A 17,925-nucleotide genomic window follows, 5' to 3' on the forward strand; every position below is an offset into this window, starting at 1 on the left:
TGATAAAGCGTTACTATAGTCTAAAATAAAACGATATTCCATAACAAAGCCGTATTTATTTCAAATTCGACAAAACGACTAGTTTTTAAGGTGAACAGGTATTTCGCATACCGGGATAGGATTCATTTTATGCGAATTTGCAGTATTCAGTTTTATGTATGTTTTATAAACTTCTAGTTCGCGGCCTTCAAACTCATCTTCTTTTTTACCACTTTCCTGCATCTTCATTGCCCACTCTAATTCGTCATAACTTGCGCCAAGTTGCATCTCGTCACTTCGGCTATCACCAAACAAGCCATCGCTTGGTGCGGCAACCATAATATCTTCAATCACATTTAATTCTTTTCCTAAAGCATAAACTTCGCTTTTCATAAGATCGGCTATTGGACTAAGATCTACACCGCCATCACCATATTTAGTATAAAAACCTACACCAAAATCTTCTACTTTGTTTCCGGTTCCGCCAACTAAGTATTTATGAAGTCCTGCGAAATAATACAGTGTGGTCATTCTTAAACGTGCACGTGAATTGGCTAAACTTAGATCTACGCTTGCAGAAGCTTCAATGGCTGGTAAAGCACTTTTAAAATTCTCAAAAACCGGAGTAAGGTCTACACTTTCGCTTTTTACATTCGGGAAACGTTCTTTTAAAGACGCGATATGTTTTTGCGCGCGGCTAACGTGTGAAGGATCTTGATGTATAGGCATTTCTAAGACTAAAACGTCCAATCCTGTTTTCGCACAAAGCGTCGATGTTACTGCTGAATCGATTCCGCCACTAACACCAACAACAAATCCATTCATTTTAGCATTTTCAGCATAGTCTTTTAACCAGTTTACAATATGATCGATTACTTTTGTGGTTTGCATATGTTTGGGTGAATTAGTTTGTAAATAATACCTTTGTACACAAATCTAAGACTTAAACGCAATTAATAAAAGGGCATGAACCTAAAACCCGTGATTTTTGATAAATGCTTATGATGAGTAGAATTTTATTTGTCTTTTTTTTATTTCTAAGCCTTATTTCCTGCGATTCTGCATCAAAGAGAGAGAAGGAGATCGAGAAAATCCCTCTAGATTTTAAAATTGTAAGATTTGATAAGCTTTTTGCAGAAGCAAGTCCGCAAAGTCTTCCGCAGTTAAAAGAAGACTATCCTTATTTATTTCCGAAGCAATTTGCAGATAGTGTTTGGATCAATAAAATGAAAGATACTATTCAGCTTGAAATTAATAGGGAAGTCGCAAAAAAGTATCCTGATTTTAGCGAAACTGAGGATGAATTTTATTCACTTTTTCAGCACGTAAAATATTATTTTCCAGAATTTGCAGTTCCAGATGTCCTTACGATAACATCTGAGGTAGATTATAAAAATAAAACAATATATACCGGTGACTATCTATTTGTTTCGTTAGATACATATTTGGGTGAAGATCATAAATTTTATATTGGTATCGTAGAATATTTTAAGCGCAATTTTACAAAAGATCAAATTGTGCCCGATGCTGCAAATAGTATTGCTGAAAAATATGTCCCTCGTGCAAAGGCAAGAACTTTTTTAGCGAATATGATCTATTATGGTAAATTACTTTATTTGAAAGACATCTGGCTTCCGAAGCAATCAAAATGGCGTAAAATAGGATATACCCAAGAGCAATGGGAATTTGCTGAAAACAATGAAGAGATGGTCTGGCGGTATTTTGTAGATAATGAGCTTATTTTTGATACCGACTCTAATTTAGCACCGCGATTTTTATATCCTGCACCATTTTCTAAGTTTTATTTGTCATTAGATGCTGAAACTCCCGACAGATTGGGGCAGTACATTGGCTGGCAAATGGTGAAATCTTATATGGATAAAAATGAAGTGTCCATAAAACAAATGCTGAATACCGATGCTGAAATAATTTTTAATAACGCAAACTATAAACCGAAGAAATAATGGCAGCTTATAAAAAATCTGATATAAATATTGAAGTAGTCACCGACGAAAATAAAGTGCCTGAAGAAATTTATTGGAGCGCTGAAGATGGTAACGTTTTTAAAGAAGAAGCTAAAGCACTAATGCTTTCTGTATGGGATGCTAAAGCACAGGAAACTTTAAGAGTAGATCTTTGGACCAAAGAAATGCCGGTAGATGAGATGAAAAAATTCTTTCATCAAACTTTAGTTTCGATGAAAGAAACGTATTATCGCGCTACGCAAGACGATAAGATGGCCGATACAATGGGAGATTTTTGTGATTATTTCGCTGAGAAATTAGAAATAACCAAAAAGTAATCTTGCATAAGAAACTCATCTTTGTTTATAACGCAAATTCAGGTTGGTGGAATTCGGTTTTAGATTCGGCTCACAAGATTCTAAAGCCCGACAACTATTCCTGTAAACTTTGTTCGGTAACTCATGGTTTGGCAGGAGAAAATAGCACTTGGAAAAACTATCGAAAATCGTCGAATATCGACATGGAGTTTTATCACAAAGATGAGTTTTTGAAATTTTTTGCTTCAAAATATTTACTGAAGTTTACATTTCCTACGGTACTCTTTTCTCAACATGAAGGATTGCAGGTGCTTATTTCAGCAGAGGAGTTTGAGGAGATCTCTTCCGTAGAAAAGCTTATCGAAATTATAGAAAATCGGATATGATTTTAAGCAACAAACTAGATTTAATACTCAAGAGCTTCCTTCTTGACTAAAACCATTTTACCTTAAATTCCTGCTGAAATTATTTTAAAGTAATTTACTCAGTAACCTCGTTATTTAGATTTTCGATAAATTCGAGAATGTCTTCTCCACCTGTTTTTGCGGTAGATGAGGTCACAAAAAAGTGCGGCATTTGTTCCCAAACCTGCAGCATTTCTTCCTGATAGTTCAGGATATTTTTTTCGAGTTCTTTAGGTTTAAGTTTGTCTGTTTTTGTGAAAATCAAGCAAAAAGGAATGGCATGTTCTCCAAGCCATTGCATAAATTCCATATCAATAGATTGCGGTTTGTGGCGACTATCGATTAGTACAAAGGCGCAAATCAACTGTTTACGTTCTTCAAAATAAGCCGTAATGAATTTCTGAAAAACTCTTTTAGCAGATTTAGAAACTTTCGCGTAACCATAACCCGGTAAATCAACCAGGTGCCAATTTTTATTAATCAAAAAGTGATTAATAAGCTGCGTTTTTCCTGGTTTGGCAGAGGTTTTTGCTAGGCTTTTTCGCCCGGTAAGCATATTGATTAATGAAGATTTACCCACATTACTACGCCCGATAAAAGCATATTCGGGTAACGGGCTGTTAGGGCACTTAGCAACTTTAGAGTTACTAATTACAAATTCAGCAGTATTAATCTTCATTTTAATTTGTTTAGAAATTTCTTTTCTGCAGCCAGTTATAAAGTAAATCATTAAAAAGATCGGGATGCTCCATCATTGCAGCATGCCCGCATTTGTCTACCCAGTAAAGATCGGAATCTGGTAAAAGCCGGTGAAAATCCTCGGCAACTTCTGGCGGAGTTACGTTGTCATTTTTTCCCCAAATAATACAAGTTGGAGTTTTCATTTTAGGTAGATCTTTTGCCATGTTATGTCTTATGGCACTTTTAGCGATAGCAAGTGTTTTTACCAGTTTGTTACGATCGCTCACAGTGTGGTAAACATCATCTACGATTTCCTTAGTCGCTACAGCCGGATCGTAAAATACATTTTGTGCTTTTTTCTTGATAAATTCATAGTCGCCACGTCGCGGGTAACTTTCTCCCATCGCATTTTCGTAGAGACCAGAACTACCTGTTATTACCAAGCCTTTTACTATTTCCGGATATAGTTTGGTTGTAACCAATGCAATATGGCCACCAAGGGAATTTCCTAAAAGAATAACTTCATCTAAATTTTTAAAGTCTACAAACTCTTTCAAGTATTTTGCGAAAGTTCCAACACTTGTTTTAAGGAGAGACATAGAATAAAGCGGAAGTTCTGGGATTAAGACTTTATATCCTTTGGAAGGGAAAAAATCTACCACTCCGTCAAAATTACTTAGGCCGCCCATAAGTCCGTGTAAAATAACTATCGGAGTTCCTTCGCCTATTTCTAAATATGTGAATTTTCCCTCTTTCCTTAAATTATTTTTCATTGATACCCTTTGCCGGTTAGCAATCGCAAATATAGCGATTTCATTACAAGTATAATCATTTTTGCGGAATAGGAAAGTGAATATTGGATTTCAGTATTATATAAACCTGTAATTAACAAGTGGTAATTTTAACACAATTTTTATAACAAAAAATAAACTGTTGGAACCGAATGGAATAGCGCTATTTCAAACTGTTTCAGCTAAATACGGTGGAAAAACTTATCAACAAAGTGGTAATATGTGGTAAAAAGTGGTAATAATTTCAATATATTTGACTTTGTAAAGCGAATATGTGGTAAATCTCATTGGAACATACGAGTGTAAAGTGGATAGTAAGGGGCGGCTAATGGTGCCTTCAGCTCTTAAGAAACAGCTTATGCCTATGCTTCAGGAAGGTTTTGTGATTAAACGAGCTGTTTTTCAGTCTTGTTTAGAATTGTATCCCATGGAAGAGTGGAATAAGCTCATGGAACGAATGAATAAACTTAATCGCTTTAAAAAGAAAAACAACGACTTTATCCGAAGATTTACGGCAGGTGTGAAAACCGTAGAGGTAGATGGTAATGGCAGATTATTAATTCCTAAAGACCTGGTTGGTTTTGCAGGAATTTCGAAAGAGATCGTGCTTTCTTCAGCAATTAATATTGTAGAAATCTGGGATAAAGATAAGTACGAAGAAGCAATAGACGCTGCAAGCGATGATTTTGCAGATCTTGCAGAAGAGGTAATGGGAACTGAAGATTTCGATTTCGATGGAATATCATAATCCGGTATTATTAGAAGAATCTGTAGATGGTTTAAATATTAAACCCGATGGCGTGTACGTAGATGTCACTTTTGGTGGCGGCGGTCATTCACGTGAAATTTTAAACAGATTAGGAGAGAATGGAAAGCTTTATGCCTTCGATCAAGATACCGATGCTTTACAAAATAAAATAAACGATCCTCGTTTTACGCTAATCAATGAGAATTTTAGATTCATAAAGCGTTTTTTGAGATTTTATGGTGTAAAAAAAGTAGATGGAATTTTAGGTGACTTCGGCGTTTCTTCCCATCAATTTAACGAAGCTGAACGTGGATTTTCAACACGATTTAATGCGAAGTTAGATATGCGCATGGATCAAAAAAGCGCTCTAAGTGCCTATCAAGTAATAAATGAATATGAAGAGGAGCAGCTTAAAAGCTTGTTTTATCAATATGCCGATTTAAAGAATGCGCCAAAGCTGGCAAGGATTATTGCTGAAGAGCGTAAAAATGGCCCTATAGAAAATAGCGAGAACTTAAATGAACTTTTAAAACCTCATTTGTTTAAAGGGAAAGAAAATAAAATTCTAGCACAAATTTACCAGGCAATTCGCATAGAGGTAAACCAGGAATTAGAAGTTTTAAAAGAATTTTTGCTTCAAACAGAAGATATGTTAGAGAAGAATGGGAGAATTAGTTTAATCTCTTATCACTCTCTAGAAGATCGTTTGGTGAAACGATATATACGAAGCGGACTTTTTGAAGGCGAGCCAGAAAAAGATTTCTACGGAAATATTTCAGTGCCGTTTAAAAAGGTAGGGCGTCTTATAGTGCCCACACAAAAAGAAATAAGTGAAAACAATAGGGCTAGAAGCGCAAAATTACGAATAGCGAAGAAGCTTTAAAAGCTGTGTTTGGAGATGAAGAAGGGTTTTTACAACATTCTTAAGGCAAATTTTCTAATTAACGATGATGCTTTTAAAAACTGGCGTTTTATCGTGTTTTGTACTGTTTTGGCTATCATCATGATTGCAAGTTCGCACAGTGCAGAGCGTAAAGTGCACGAGATAGCACGCTTGCATGAAGATGTATTAGAATTAAGAAGTGAATTTTTAGAAGGACGTTCTAATTTGATGAAAATCAAAATGGAATCTACTGTAACCAACGAAATGAAGAAAATTGGTGTGGGCCCTTCTGATAATCCTCCATATAAATTAAAAGTGAAAATTAGCGAGTAGTTGTATGGCAACCACTGATAAAGGCATATTAAACAGGTTATATTTTATTGCAGGATGCATGTTCATCTTTGCAGTGGCTGTTGGTGTGAAGCTAATGGATATTCAATTTGTAGAAGGAGAACATTATAAGCAACTTTCTGAAGAACGAGTTTATCGCAATTTCAAAATTCCGGCAAACCGGGGGAACCTTTACGATTCTAATGGAAGCCTTTTAGCAGCTTCGGTACCAAAATATGATATTAGGTTTGATGCAGTAACTGTTTCAGATGAAGTTTTTGAAAGTAATGTATTAAATCTCTCCAAAGAGCTTTCTAAAATGTTAGGGAATACGCCTTCCTATTATGTTCATAAACTAAGAACTGCTCGTGCCCACAATCAACGTTACGTTTTGATAACTCGAGGCCTTGGATATTCAGAATACATGAAAATTAAAAGCTTCCCGATTTTTAATTTGGGAGCTTATAAAGGTGGCCTTATTGTAGAGCAACGCACGGTAAGAGAGCATCCACTAGGTAAAATGGCAGAGCGTACGGTTGGTTACGAGCGTAAGGATGATGAAGGATATTTTACCAGAGTTGGATTAGAAGGAGCATTTGGTCCTTATTTAAGAGGAACCGACGGGCATCGATTAAAACAAAAAATTGCCAAGGGACAATGGAAGCCTATTAGTGACAATAATGAAGTTGAACCTAAAGATGGTTACGATGTAATTTCTACGATCGATGTAAATATTCAGGATATAGCGCATCACGCCTTACTGAAGCAACTAGAAGATTTTGAAGCTGAACATGGGACTGTGATCGTGATGGAAACCGAAACTGGCGAGATTAAAGCAATGTCTAATCTTGGTCGCACCGATCAGGGAACTTATTTCGAAAAGCGAAATTATGCGGTTTACGAGGCGCATGAACCTGGTTCAACTTTTAAGTTAATGGCAATGGTTGCCGGTTTAGAAGATGGAGTGATAGATACAAGCCAGGTGGTAGATACGGAGAATGGTGTTGTTCGTTTTTACGGAAGGGCAGTTCGTGATTCTCATCACGGCGGCTATGGAAAAATTACCGCAGCAAGAGCTTTTGAGCTTTCTTCGAACACCGCTTTCACAAAAATGATCACTCAGGGTTACAAAAGCAATCCGGGAAAGTTTGTGGATAGACTTGATGATATGGGAATATCTCGAAAAATCGGATTAGAAATTAAAGGAGAAGGAAGTCCTAAAATACCACACCCAGATGATAAAGGATGGAATGGTTTAAGTCTTCCCTGGATGGCGTTTGGTTATGGAGTTTCAATCACTCCTCTACAAACACTAAATTTTTATAATGCTATCGCGAACGATGGCAAAATGGTAAAACCACGATTTATAAAGGAAGTAAAAGAGTGGGATAAGACCATCGTAAAAATGGAAAAAGAAGTAATTAATCCTTCTATCTGTTCTCCCGAAACTGCGAAAAAAGTTCGGGAAATGATGAAAAATACCGTGAAACGTGGTACGGCAGCAAATATATATACGCCTAATTTTTCAATGGCCGGTAAAACAGGAACCTGTCAAACCGAATATTGGATAGAGCCGGGAAGATATATAGCTTCTTTTGCCGGATATTTTCCTGCAGATAATCCTAAATATTCCTGCATTGTGGTTGTTCATAAACCAAAGAGGAGCAAAGGGTATTATGGGAATATTGTAGCCGCTCCGGTTTTTAAAAGAATAGCACAAAAAATTTATACCGATACACCAATAATGGATACACTTCCATCTTTGGATGTCGAAAACGAAATTATAGAAAAAGATTTTGAAAAATATTATTCTGAAGTTGGAAATCAAAAATTAGTTATGCCGAATGTAAAAGGTATGCCGGCTATGGATGCTATTCCGATTTTGGAGAATTTAGGATTAAAAGTTCAGGTAAATGGTGATGGGATTGTAAAAAGTCAGTCGATTATTGCCGGACAGAAAATAAAAACTAATCAAAAAGTAAATCTGAAGTTAAGTTGAAAATACTTAAGGACATATTATATAAAGTAAGCATGGAATCTGTAGTAGGGAATACTGCAGTAGCTATAAATAATATTCATTTCGATTCTAGAAAAGTTGAAATGAATGATGTTTTTGTAGCCATTACCGGCACGGTTTCCAACGGTCATGATTTTATAGAAAAAGCGATTAATCAAGGCGCTTTGGTGATTATCTGTGAAGAACTTCCAACGAATATTATAAACGGAGTTACTTATGTGCAGGTAGCCAACTCTAAAGAGGCATTGGCTTTTATGGCTTCAAATTTCTACGGAAATCCTTCAGACAAATTAAAAGTGGTGGGGGTTACCGGTACCAATGGTAAAACCACAATAGCTACTTTATTGTATGATCTATTTACCAAAGCCGGGTTTAAGGTTGGTTTACTTTCAACAGTAAAAGTAATGGTTGGCGATACACTTTATGAGGCAGTTCGCACAACTCCAGATTCTTTAACAATCAATCATTATTTGGCGGAAATGAACGAAGAAGGTGTAGAATATTGCTTTATGGAAGTGAGTTCTCACGGGATCGATCAACACCGTACAACAGGATTAGAATTTGCAGGCGGAATTTTCACCAATCTTAGTCATGATCATTTAGATTACCATTCTAGTTTCGCAGAATATAGAGATGTGAAAAAACGCTTTTTTGATGAATTGCCAGCTTCAGCTTTTGCATTAACCAATGTTGATGATAAGAATGGAGAGGTAATGCTTCAAAACACTAATGCGAAACAATACACGTACGGTTTAAAAAATTACGCTGATTATAAAGCACAAATTCTGGAAAATCAATTCACAGGATTATTGCTGAAAATAAATGATCAGGAAGTTTGGTCGCGTTTAATCGGAAACTTCAACGCTTATAATATTCTTGCTATTTATTCCGCTGCAGAATTATTAGGCTTAGAGCCTTTAGAAAACCTGAAGTTTATAAGTGAGCTACACTCTGTAAATGGGCGTTTTCAATACGTGATTTCTTCCGAAGAAAAAATTACTGCGATTGTCGATTATGCACACACGCCAGATGCTTTAAAAAATGTGCTGGAAACCATCAATGCGATTCGAACTAAAAATGAGGAATTAATCACAGTTGTTGGTTGTGGTGGTGATAGAGATCGAACTAAAAGACCTAAAATGGGACATATTGCTTCAGCATTAAGTTCTAAAGTGATCTTTACCAGTGATAATCCAAGAACGGAAGATCCCGATGCTATTATCGAAGAAATAGAAAAAGGGGTAGAGCCTCAAAATTTCAATAAAACACTTTCAGTAACCAATAGAAAACAAGCCATTAAAACCGCTTGTCAGATGGCCAAAGCCAACGATATTATTTTGATCGCTGGAAAAGGGCATGAGACCTATCAAGAAATACATGGCGAAAAGCATGATTTTGATGATCTCAAAATTGTAAATGAGTTTTTAAAACAGCTAAAAAAGTAAACGCCAAAAGGCAGAAAATTAGAATATGCTTTATTATTTATTTCAATTTTTAGAAGAGCAATATCAGTTTCCGGGAGCTCAGCTGTTTGAATATATTTCATTCCGGTCTGCTATGGCTATTCTTTTGTCGTTGTTAATTTCTACAATTTACGGGAAGCGAATTATCATTTACTTACAGACCAAGCAAATTGGTGAAAGTGTACGCGAGCTTGGTTTGCAAGGACAAACTGAAAAAGCCGGCACGCCAACAATGGGAGGCTTAATTATCATTATTGCGACGCTAATCCCGGTATTGCTTTTGGCCAAATTGGAGAATATTTATGTGATTTTACTAATCATCACTACCATCTGGATGGGAGCTATCGGCTTTTTGGATGATTATATTAAAACATTTAAAAAAGATAAAGAGGGATTGCCCGGTAAGTTTAAAATCTTAGGGCAGGTAGGTCTTGGTTTGATCGTAGGTTGCGTAATGTATTTTCACGACGGAATTACGGTAAAAGAAAAGACAAATTCTGAAGATGTTATCACTCAGGAAATGATGCTTGGTGATAAAAAGTTACCAGAAATGGGGCCTAGCCAAAAAAATCTTACTACTACGATTCCTTTTGTAAAAAATAATGAGTTCGATTACTCCAAAATAATCTCATGGATTAATCCAGATTTGGCAAAATACGCCTGGATTATTTTTATACCGATTGTAATTATTATCGTTACAGCGGTATCTAACGGAGCAAATCTTACCGATGGCGTAGATGGTCTTGCCGCAGGTTCTTCAGCAATTATAGTGTTAACACTGGGTATTTTCGCCTGGGTTTCGGGGAACATTATTTTCTCAGATTACCTAAATATCATGTATATCCCAGATTCTGGTGAAATGACTATTTATATCACCGCTTTTACCGGTGCGTTGGTAGGATTTTTATGGTATAACACATTTCCCGCTCAGGTGTTTATGGGGGATACAGGTAGTTTAACCATTGGCGGAATCATTGCTGTTTTGGCAATAGCATCCAGAAAAGAACTATTGATACCTATTTTATGCGGAATTTTTCTTGTTGAAAATCTTTCTGTAATACTACAGGTTTCATGGTTTAAATACACTAAGAAAAGATTTGGCGAAGGAAGAAGGATATTTTTAATGTCGCCATTACATCACCACTATCAAAAGAAGGGACATCATGAAAGTAAAATTGTTGTTCGTTTTTGGATTGTGGGAATATTTTTGGCCATTCTAACTGTGGTGACACTTAAACTTCGATAAAATTGAATAAAAAGATCGTCATACTTGGTGGAGGAGAAAGTGGTATAGGAACAGCAATTTTGGCTAAAAAAGAAGGCTATAAAATATGGCTTTCAGACAAAGGAAAAATAAAAGAAAAATATAAAAAAGTTCTTGAACATCTTGATATAGAGTGGGAAGAAGAAAAGCATACGGAAGCTCAAATTTTTGATGCTGATGTGGTGATGAAAAGTCCCGGTATTCCAGATACAGTGCCGATGATTAAAGCACTTCGGGAAAAAGGAATTCCTGTGATTTCTGAAATAGAATTTGCTGCGGAATATACCAATGCGATTATAATAGGAATAACCGGAAGTAACGGTAAAACCACTACTACAAAATTTGCAAATCATCTTTTAAAAGATGGCGGTTTAAAAGTAGGAATGGCTGGTAATGTTGGGGATAGTTTTGCGAAACAGGTTGCTGAAACCAATCCCGATTATTACGTATTGGAGCTTAGTAGTTTTCAGTTAGATGGAATCAAAAATTTTAGACCGCATATTGCGATTTTGACCAATATAACACCCGATCATTTAGATCGATATGATTATAAGTTTGAGAATTATATCAATTCCAAATTCAGGATTACAAAGAACCAAACAGAGGAAGATTATTTTATTTATGACGCAGATGACGAGGTAATTACAAACTGGCTAAAAAACAACAAAGTTAACGCACAGTTACTGCCATTTTCGCTGGAGAAAAAGCTGGAGAATGGTGCTTATATAGAAAAAGACAAAATTATCATAAAGACACAAAATACAGAGTTTACTATGAGTACTTCAGATTTAACATTAGAGGGTAAACATAATGCAAAGAATGCAATGGCAGCGGCTACGGTAGCAAAGCTTCTTAAAATAAGAAAGAATACGATTCGTGAGAGTATGGAGAGTTTTCAGGGAGTAGAGCATCGTTTGGAAAAAGTACTTAAAATTAATAACGTTCAATATATCAACGATTCTAAGGCAACAAACGTAAATGCAACATACTACGCTTTAGAAAGTATGGAAGGCCAGACGGTTTGGATCTTAGGTGGCGTTGATAAAGGCAATGTTTACGATGAACTTTTACCACTGGTAAATGAAAAAGTAAAAGCGATTATTTGCCTTGGTGTAGATAATACCAAGATCATTAATTCTTTTGGGAATTGTGTCGAGACTTTGGTAGAAACTGAAAGTATGAGTGAAGCTGTGAAAATGGCTTACCGCCTTACTGAAAAAGGTGATACCGTATTGCTTTCACCAGCTTGTGCAAGTTTCGATTTGTTTGAGAACTACGAGGATCGCGGTAGACAGTTTAAAGAAGCGGTTAGAAATTTATAGAAGATCATTCAGTTTAACTGAAACAGCGAAATGGGAAACATTTTTGCAAATATTAAAGGAGATAAGGTAATCTGGGCTACGGCTGGTTTGCTGGCAATTTTTTCATTTTTGCCGGTATATAGTGCCAGTAGTAATATAGCTTACCTGTATGGTGATGGTAGTACATTTAAATATTTGATTGTTCATTTTTTCCATTTGTTGCTAGGGTTTTGTGTATTGTTTGCAGCGCATAAAGTACCCTATCATTATTATCGAGGCTTATCGATTTTAATGTTACCAGTAGTTGTTGTGTTGCTTGTTTATACAATGGCTCAGGGAACGGTGATCGATGGTGCAAATGCTAGTAGATGGATACGTATTCCGGTATTGGGAGTTACATTTCAATCTTCCACATTTGCAGCGGTGGTTTTAATGATTTATGTCGCCAGATATATGTCTAAAATCACCGAAAAAAAAATCACTTTTAAAGAGACAATTTTACCCCTTTGGGTGCCTGTAGGTTCAGTATTAATGTTAATTTTGCCGGCCAATTTTTCCACAACTGCAATTATTTTTGTTATGGTTTTGGTACTCATGTTTTTAGGAGGATATCCTATAAAATATTTGTCGGCAGTTGTATTGGCAGGAGTCGTTTTATTCGGAATTTTTGTGCTTGCAGCGAAAGCTTTTCCCGGTGTTTTGCCAAATAGGATAGATACTTGGACTAGTAGATTAGAAAATTTTACGAACGACGAAGATACCGAGGCCGATTATCAAATTGAAAAAGCAAAAATAGCAATTGCAAGAGGAGGGATTACTGGTACTGGAATAGGAAAAAGTGTACAACGAAATTTTTTACCACAGTCCTCTTCAGATTTTATTTATGCCATAATTGTTGAAGAAATGGGCCTCATTGGCGCTTTTGGAGTAATGTTAGCATATTTGATGATTTTGTTTAGGATTATTATTGTGGCTACAAAAGCCAATTCTGTTTTTGGAAAACTGCTGGTGATGGGGGTTGGTTTACCAATTATCTTTCAGGCATTAGTAAATATGGCTGTTGCGGTAGAATTATTTCCGGTAACGGGACAAACGCTTCCATTAATAAGTAGTGGAGGAACCTCAATTTGGATGACGTGCTTGTCGCTTGGTATTATTCTTAGTGTAAGCGCAAAGAGAGAAGAAGAAAAAGAATCTGAAGAAGCAGAAAGAAAAGCAGAGGACGAAAATCCTCTAGATATTTTAAGTGAAGCTATATGAGTAAAGATTTACGCATCATATTATCTGGCGGAGGTACAGGAGGCCATATCTATCCGGCCATTGCGATTGCCGATGAGGTAAAGCGCCGCTATCCCGATGCGAAAATCAAGTTTGTGGGAGCGCAGGATAAAATGGAGATGGAGAAAGTACCGCAAGCGGGTTATGAGATCGAAGGTCTTTGGATTAGTGGTTTGCAACGAAAGCTAACGTTTAAAAATCTAATGTTTCCATTCAAATTGCTGAATAGCATTAGTAAATCCAAAAAGATTATTAAGGATTTTAAACCGAATGTAGCTATAGGAACGGGCGGATTTGCAAGCGGACCTTTATTGCATGTGGCGAATAAGCAGGATATACCAACCTTGCTTCAGGAACAAAACTCATTTCCAGGGATCACTAATAAGATCCTTGCGAAAAGAGCAAATGTAATTTGTGCTGCTTATGATGAAGTCAAGCGATTCTTTCCGCAGGAAAAAGTAAAGAAAACAGGAAATCCGGTACGTCAGGATTTATTGAATATAGATACCAAGAGAGAAGAAGCGCAGAAGTTTTTCAATCTTGATACAAATAAAAAAACAGTGCTTGTGCTTGGCGGGAGTTTAGGCGCAAGAAGAGTAAATCAATTAATCGCTCAATATTCAGATAGGTTGAAGAAGAATGATATTCAGCTTATCTGGCAGTGTGGGAAATTGTATTTCGAAGAATACAAATCGTATTCTGAAGGTACTGTTCAGGTTCATCAGTTTTTAAACCGAATGGATTTGGCCTATGCTGCGGCAGATGTTATTATTTCTAGGGCGGGAGCAGGAAGTGTTTCTGAATTGTGTATCGTCGGGAAACCGGTGATTTTTATTCCGTCTCCTAATGTTGCTGAAGATCACCAGACTAAAAATGCTATGGCAGTGACTAAAAATGATGCTGCTATAACCATTGGTGAAACCGAGCTGGAGCAGAAATTTGAAAATACATTTTTCGATTTGCTGAATAACGAAAGTCAGCAGAAAGAATTAGGTGAGAATATAAAAAAAATGGCCCTGCCTAATGCAACGGCCGATATTGTAGACGAAATTGAAAAACTAATTATTAGATAAACCAAGATTGAGTAATTTTAGTCACATACAAAACTTTTATTTTATCGGTATTGGCGGTATTGGGATGAGCGCTTTAGCGCGTTTCTTTAAATCCCAAGGCAAGAATGTCGCCGGTTACGATAAAACAGCTTCAGTGCTTACTAAAGAATTGGAAGCTGAAGGTATTCTTGTGACTTTTAATGATGAAATTAGTGAAATTCCGCAGCAATTTAAAAGTTCAGAAAACACTATTGTAGTCTATACTCCTGCGGTTCCTAAGGAGAATTTACAATATCAATATTTTATTCAGGAACAATATATTCTTAAGAAACGAGCTGAGATTCTTGGATTAATAAGTCGTGATCGTTTTACGCTTGCCGTTGCAGGCACGCATGGGAAAACTACCACAACAGCCATATTAGGACATTTACTAAAGGAAACAAATGCTCCGGTAACGGCATTTTTGGGCGGAGTTAGTGAAGACATTCAGAGTAATTTAATTCTGAAGGGTGATGAAGTTATTGTTGCTGAAGCAGATGAATTTGATCGTTCTTTTCTTCATCTTTCGCCAAAAATAGCGGCCATTAATTCTATGGATGCCGATCATTTGGATATCTATGGAGTAAATGAACATTTACAAGCTTCCTTTAAAGCCTTTGCAGATTTACTACCAGAGGATGGAACGCTTTTTATTAAAAACGGACTTCCGCTAAAAGGAAAAACTATAGGAATTGAAGATGATGCCGATTTTTCAGCAATCAACATAAAAATTATCGACGGTAGTTATCATTTCGATCTAAAAACTCCGTCTGAAATTATAGAAGGTTTTATTCTCAATTTGCCTGGTAGATATAATGTAATGAATGCGGTTACTGCGTTAGCTATGGCGTTGGAATATGGAACTCCTTCAAATGTATTAGGTGAAGCATTAAGAAGTTTTGCCGGTGTTCGTAGACGATTTTCATATAAGTTGAAATCCAGAGAGTTTACGCTTATCGACGATTATGCGCATCATCCGGCAGAGATTGATGCAGTATTTAATGCGGTTGAAGAAATGTATCCTGAAATGCCCAATTTGGTCATTTTTCAGCCTCATTTATTCAGCAGAACAAGAGATTTTGCAGATGATTTTGCTGAGAAATTATCGCAATTTGACGAAGTATTGCTGATGGATATTTATCCGGCAAGAGAAAAACCTATCGAAGGAGTAAATTCAGAATGGTTATTGAGCAAAATTGATAATCCGAATAAGCATTTGGTAAAAAGTAATGACCTAGTAGCCGAAATTAAAAAAAGTAAAGCCAAAGTTGTTTTAATGCTTGGCGCTGGTGATATAGGGAATGAAGTAGAACAGGTTAAAAAAGCATTTGAAGATGAAATCTAGGTTAGGTTACATAAAATTTGTGCTTTTAATAGGATTGGTAGCTTTTCTATTTGGTTTTGCAGAGAAGCGTCATGACAATCGCAAAATGAGCGGTACAGAAGTTCATTTTACAGATAGTGAGAACTTGTATATAACGGTAGATTCAGTTAATAACTTGTTGATACAAAATGAAGAAGCAAATGCTAACCTGGGCGAAGAAACTTTAGATTTGAATAAGGTAGAAGCGTTGCTTAATAGCAACGAGATGATTGAAAATGCAGAGGTTTATCTTGATCTTGATGGAAAGCTTTCAGCAATCGTTAGTCAGCGTAAACCTATTGGAAGAGCCGTGGGTAATACCTCATTTTACCTAGATAAAAACGGTAAGGTTATGCCGCTTTCAGAAAATTTTTCTGCTCGCGTGCCATTAATGTTGGGATTTGATGAAGTTAATATTTTAGAAGCATATCCGTTGGTAAGTTATATTAAAAATGATAGTTTTCTTAGTAAGCATATAACTACAATAAATCGTCTTAACAACGGACGATATGAGTTGAACATGCGGAAGCTTGATTTTGTAGTTTACTTTGGAGCAATTAAAAATGTAGAATTGAAGTTTAACAATTTTAAAGCATTTTATAAAAAGGCTTTAAAAGATGAAAAGTTAGATACCTATAAGAGAGTGAATTTACAATTTGGAAACCAGGTTGTATGCACTAAAAAGTAAGATATGGAGCAAAATGATATTGCAGTAGGACTGGATATAGGGACCACCAAGATTGTTGCCATGATTGGCAAGAAGAATGAGTATGGAAAGGTAGAAATTGTTGGGATTGGTAAATCTAAAAGTCTTGGCGTACATCGTGGTGTGGTAAATAATATTACGCAGACCATACAATCGATACAGCAAGCGATTCAGGAAGCTGAAGCAGATTCTGGCTTAAAAATTAGTGATGTTGTTGTGGGAATTGCCGGGCAGCATATAAGAAGTTTACAGCATAGTGATTATATCACCAGGCCAAATCCTGAAGAAGTTATAGATGCTGAAGATATTCACAGTTTATGTAATCAGGTTCATAAATTAGTGATGCTTCCGGGAGAGGAAATTATCCATGTGCTTCCGCAGGAATTTAAAGTAGATGGTCAAGCTGAAATTAAAGAGCCAATCGGGATGTACGGCGGCCGTCTTGAAGCTAATTTTCATGTAGTTGTAGGGCAGGTTTCTTCAATAAGAAATATTGGGCGTTGCGTTAAAAGTGCAGGATTAGATCTTTCCGCAGTAACATTAGAGCCTTTAGCTTCGGCAAATGCGGTGTTGAGTCAGGAAGAAAAAGAAGCGGGTGTAGCATTAATCGACATAGGTGGTGGTACAACAGATCTTGCAATCTTTAAAGACGGAATTATAAGACATACTGCAGTGATTCCATTTGGAGGTAATGTAATTACAGAAGATATTAAAGAAGGCTGCTCTATCATAGAAAAGCAGGCTGAATTGCTGAAGATCAAATTTGGATCTGCATGGCCGGGCGAAAATAAGGATAATGAGATCGTTTCTATTCCTGGACTTCGCGGTAGAGAACCTAAAGAGATTACCTTAAAAAACCTTTCTAAAATAATTCATGCTCGTGTAGTAGAAATTATAGAGCAGGTTTATCTAGAAATAAAGAACTACGGTCACGAAGATCAAAAGAAAAAATTGATCGGTGGATTAGTATTAACTGGCGGCGGTGCACAATTAAAGCATCTTAAGCAGTTGGTAGAGTATATTACTGGAATGGATACCAGAATAGGATTTCCTAACGAGCATCTGGCAGGTAATAATGAAAGTGAAACTACAAGTCCTATGTATGCAACAGCTGTAGGATTAGTGATGAATAGTCTGGAAGCCAGTAAAAGTAGTTTTCAGGAAGAAGCTGTGTTGAAGGAAAAAGAGCCTGAGCCGGTAGAAATAGAAAAAGAGGTTCCCGCGCCAGAACGTGAAGAACCTCAAGTACAGGTAGAACAGCCTAAGCCCCGTAAGAGTATTTTTGATAAATGGGCAGAAAAGTTTAAAGATTTTTTAGATAACGCAGAGTAACGAAATAGCACAA

General features: G+C 36.4%; 18 protein-coding genes. 15 read left to right on the forward strand and 3 right to left on the reverse strand.

What is annotated here, in order from left to right:
- Positions 1-78: 78 nt before the first annotated feature.
- The gene (gene nadE / locus PBT91_RS02870) at positions 79-870 is read right to left on the reverse strand and encodes an NAD(+) synthase (RefSeq protein ID WP_270060295.1); all 792 of its coding nucleotides are present in this window, start codon (positions 868-870) and stop codon (positions 79-81) included.
- 110 nt (positions 871-980) lie between these two features.
- Between nadE and gldB the strand changes: the two genes are divergently transcribed.
- The 3 genes from gldB to PBT91_RS02885 are packed head-to-tail and all read left to right on the forward strand — an operon-like array spanning position 981 to position 2,646.
- Entirely contained in the window at positions 981-1,943 is a 963-nt protein-coding gene (gldB, locus tag PBT91_RS02875) for a gliding motility lipoprotein GldB (protein ID WP_270060296.1), read from the forward strand.
- Positions 1,943-2,281 carry a gliding motility protein GldC gene (gene gldC, locus PBT91_RS02880; RefSeq protein WP_270060297.1) on the forward strand — a complete coding sequence of 113 codons (339 nt, stop codon included), beginning with the start codon at positions 1,943-1,945 and terminating at the stop codon, positions 2,279-2,281. Before gldB ends, gldC begins: the two co-directional genes overlap by 1 nt.
- A gap of 2 nt (positions 2,282-2,283) precedes the next feature.
- Positions 2,284-2,646: a GTPase gene (locus PBT91_RS02885; RefSeq protein ID WP_270060298.1), complete on the forward strand. Its 363-nt coding sequence runs from the start codon at positions 2,284-2,286 to the stop codon at positions 2,644-2,646.
- Between the two features lie 94 nt (positions 2,647-2,740).
- Here PBT91_RS02885 and yihA read toward each other — a convergent pair whose 3' ends face one another.
- On the reverse strand, positions 2,741-3,343 hold the full coding sequence (gene yihA, locus PBT91_RS02890; protein WP_270060299.1) for a ribosome biogenesis GTP-binding protein YihA/YsxC: 603 nt from the start codon (positions 3,341-3,343) through the stop codon (positions 2,741-2,743).
- A gap of 10 nt (positions 3,344-3,353) precedes the next feature.
- Positions 3,354-4,118, reverse strand: coding sequence for an alpha/beta fold hydrolase (locus PBT91_RS02895; RefSeq protein ID WP_270060300.1), 765 nt, complete (start codon positions 4,116-4,118; stop codon positions 3,354-3,356).
- 292 nt (positions 4,119-4,410) lie between these two features.
- Here PBT91_RS02895 and mraZ point away from each other — a divergent pair, with 292 nt between their 5' ends.
- From mraZ to ftsA, 12 genes are read left to right on the forward strand one after another with little or no spacing between them, the layout of a single operon-like run.
- On the forward strand, positions 4,411-4,884 hold the full coding sequence (gene mraZ / locus PBT91_RS02900) for a division/cell wall cluster transcriptional repressor MraZ (protein ID WP_270060301.1): 474 nt from the start codon (positions 4,411-4,413) through the stop codon (positions 4,882-4,884).
- Positions 4,871-5,767, forward strand: coding sequence for a 16S rRNA (cytosine(1402)-N(4))-methyltransferase RsmH (gene rsmH, locus PBT91_RS02905; RefSeq protein ID WP_270060302.1), 897 nt, complete (start codon positions 4,871-4,873; stop codon positions 5,765-5,767). Before mraZ ends, rsmH begins: the two co-directional genes overlap by 14 nt.
- A gap of 15 nt (positions 5,768-5,782) precedes the next feature.
- The gene (locus PBT91_RS02910; protein WP_270061415.1) at positions 5,783-6,100 is read left to right on the forward strand and encodes an FtsL-like putative cell division protein; all 318 of its coding nucleotides are present in this window, start codon (positions 5,783-5,785) and stop codon (positions 6,098-6,100) included.
- A gap of 4 nt (positions 6,101-6,104) precedes the next feature.
- Positions 6,105-8,096, forward strand: a complete 1,992-nt coding sequence (locus PBT91_RS02915) for a penicillin-binding protein (RefSeq protein ID WP_270060303.1) — start codon at positions 6,105-6,107, stop codon at positions 8,094-8,096.
- Complete coding sequence (locus PBT91_RS02920) at positions 8,093-9,559, forward strand: UDP-N-acetylmuramoyl-L-alanyl-D-glutamate--2,6-diaminopimelate ligase (protein WP_270060304.1); 1,467 nt, start codon at positions 8,093-8,095, stop codon at positions 9,557-9,559. Before PBT91_RS02915 ends, PBT91_RS02920 begins: the two co-directional genes overlap by 4 nt.
- A gap of 25 nt (positions 9,560-9,584) precedes the next feature.
- Entirely contained in the window at positions 9,585-10,823 is a 1,239-nt protein-coding gene (gene mraY / locus PBT91_RS02925; protein WP_270060305.1) for a phospho-N-acetylmuramoyl-pentapeptide-transferase, read from the forward strand.
- 2 nt (positions 10,824-10,825) lie between these two features.
- Positions 10,826-12,163, forward strand: a complete 1,338-nt coding sequence (murD, locus tag PBT91_RS02930) for a UDP-N-acetylmuramoyl-L-alanine--D-glutamate ligase (protein WP_270060306.1) — start codon at positions 10,826-10,828, stop codon at positions 12,161-12,163.
- A 30-nt stretch (positions 12,164-12,193) separates the two neighbouring features.
- The gene (locus PBT91_RS02935; protein WP_270060307.1) at positions 12,194-13,402 is read left to right on the forward strand and encodes an FtsW/RodA/SpoVE family cell cycle protein; all 1,209 of its coding nucleotides are present in this window, start codon (positions 12,194-12,196) and stop codon (positions 13,400-13,402) included.
- Entirely contained in the window at positions 13,399-14,493 is a 1,095-nt protein-coding gene (murG, locus tag PBT91_RS02940) for an undecaprenyldiphospho-muramoylpentapeptide beta-N-acetylglucosaminyltransferase (RefSeq protein ID WP_270060308.1), read from the forward strand. Before PBT91_RS02935 ends, murG begins: the two co-directional genes overlap by 4 nt.
- A gap of 7 nt (positions 14,494-14,500) precedes the next feature.
- Positions 14,501-15,856: a UDP-N-acetylmuramate--L-alanine ligase gene (murC, locus tag PBT91_RS02945; protein ID WP_270060309.1), complete on the forward strand. Its 1,356-nt coding sequence runs from the start codon at positions 14,501-14,503 to the stop codon at positions 15,854-15,856.
- Positions 15,846-16,562 (forward strand): cell division protein FtsQ/DivIB, encoded by a 717-nt coding sequence (locus tag PBT91_RS02950; RefSeq protein WP_270060310.1) that lies wholly within the window; start codon positions 15,846-15,848, stop codon positions 16,560-16,562. The genes murC and PBT91_RS02950 overlap by 11 nt, the downstream gene beginning before the upstream one ends.
- Positions 16,563-16,565: 3 nt before the next feature.
- Entirely contained in the window at positions 16,566-17,912 is a 1,347-nt protein-coding gene (gene ftsA / locus PBT91_RS02955) for a cell division protein FtsA (RefSeq protein WP_270060311.1), read from the forward strand.
- Positions 17,913-17,925 lie beyond the last annotated feature (13 nt).

This window comes from Zunongwangia sp. HGR-M22 (genome assembly GCF_027594425.1).
In the GTDB taxonomy this organism is placed as follows: Bacteria; Bacteroidota; Bacteroidia; order Flavobacteriales; family Flavobacteriaceae; genus Zunongwangia.

Bases quoted from the DNA above. Each gene is read 5' to 3' on its own strand.
- nadE (WP_270060295.1), bottom strand. From the start codon at position 870: ATGCAAACCACAAAAGTAATCGATCATATTGTAAACTGGTTAAAAGAC.
- gldB (WP_270060296.1), top strand. From the start codon at position 981: ATGATGAGTAGAATTTTATTTGTCTTTTTTTTATTTCTAAGCCTTATT.
- gldC (WP_270060297.1), top strand. From the start codon at position 1,943: ATGGCAGCTTATAAAAAATCTGATATAAATATTGAAGTAGTCACCGAC.
- yihA (WP_270060299.1), bottom strand. From the start codon at position 3,343: ATGAAGATTAATACTGCTGAATTTGTAATTAGTAACTCTAAAGTTGCT.
- PBT91_RS02895 (WP_270060300.1), bottom strand. From the start codon at position 4,118: ATGAAAAATAATTTAAGGAAAGAGGGAAAATTCACATATTTAGAAATA.
- rsmH (WP_270060302.1), top strand. From the start codon at position 4,871: ATGGAATATCATAATCCGGTATTATTAGAAGAATCTGTAGATGGTTTA.
- PBT91_RS02910 (WP_270061415.1), top strand. From the start codon at position 5,783: ATGAAGAAGGGTTTTTACAACATTCTTAAGGCAAATTTTCTAATTAAC.
- PBT91_RS02915 (WP_270060303.1), top strand. From the start codon at position 6,105: ATGGCAACCACTGATAAAGGCATATTAAACAGGTTATATTTTATTGCA.
- mraY (WP_270060305.1), top strand. From the start codon at position 9,585: ATGCTTTATTATTTATTTCAATTTTTAGAAGAGCAATATCAGTTTCCG.
- PBT91_RS02935 (WP_270060307.1), top strand. From the start codon at position 12,194: ATGGGAAACATTTTTGCAAATATTAAAGGAGATAAGGTAATCTGGGCT.
- murG (WP_270060308.1), top strand. From the start codon at position 13,399: ATGAGTAAAGATTTACGCATCATATTATCTGGCGGAGGTACAGGAGGC.
- PBT91_RS02950 (WP_270060310.1), top strand. From the start codon at position 15,846: ATGAAATCTAGGTTAGGTTACATAAAATTTGTGCTTTTAATAGGATTG.
- ftsA (WP_270060311.1), top strand. From the start codon at position 16,566: ATGGAGCAAAATGATATTGCAGTAGGACTGGATATAGGGACCACCAAG.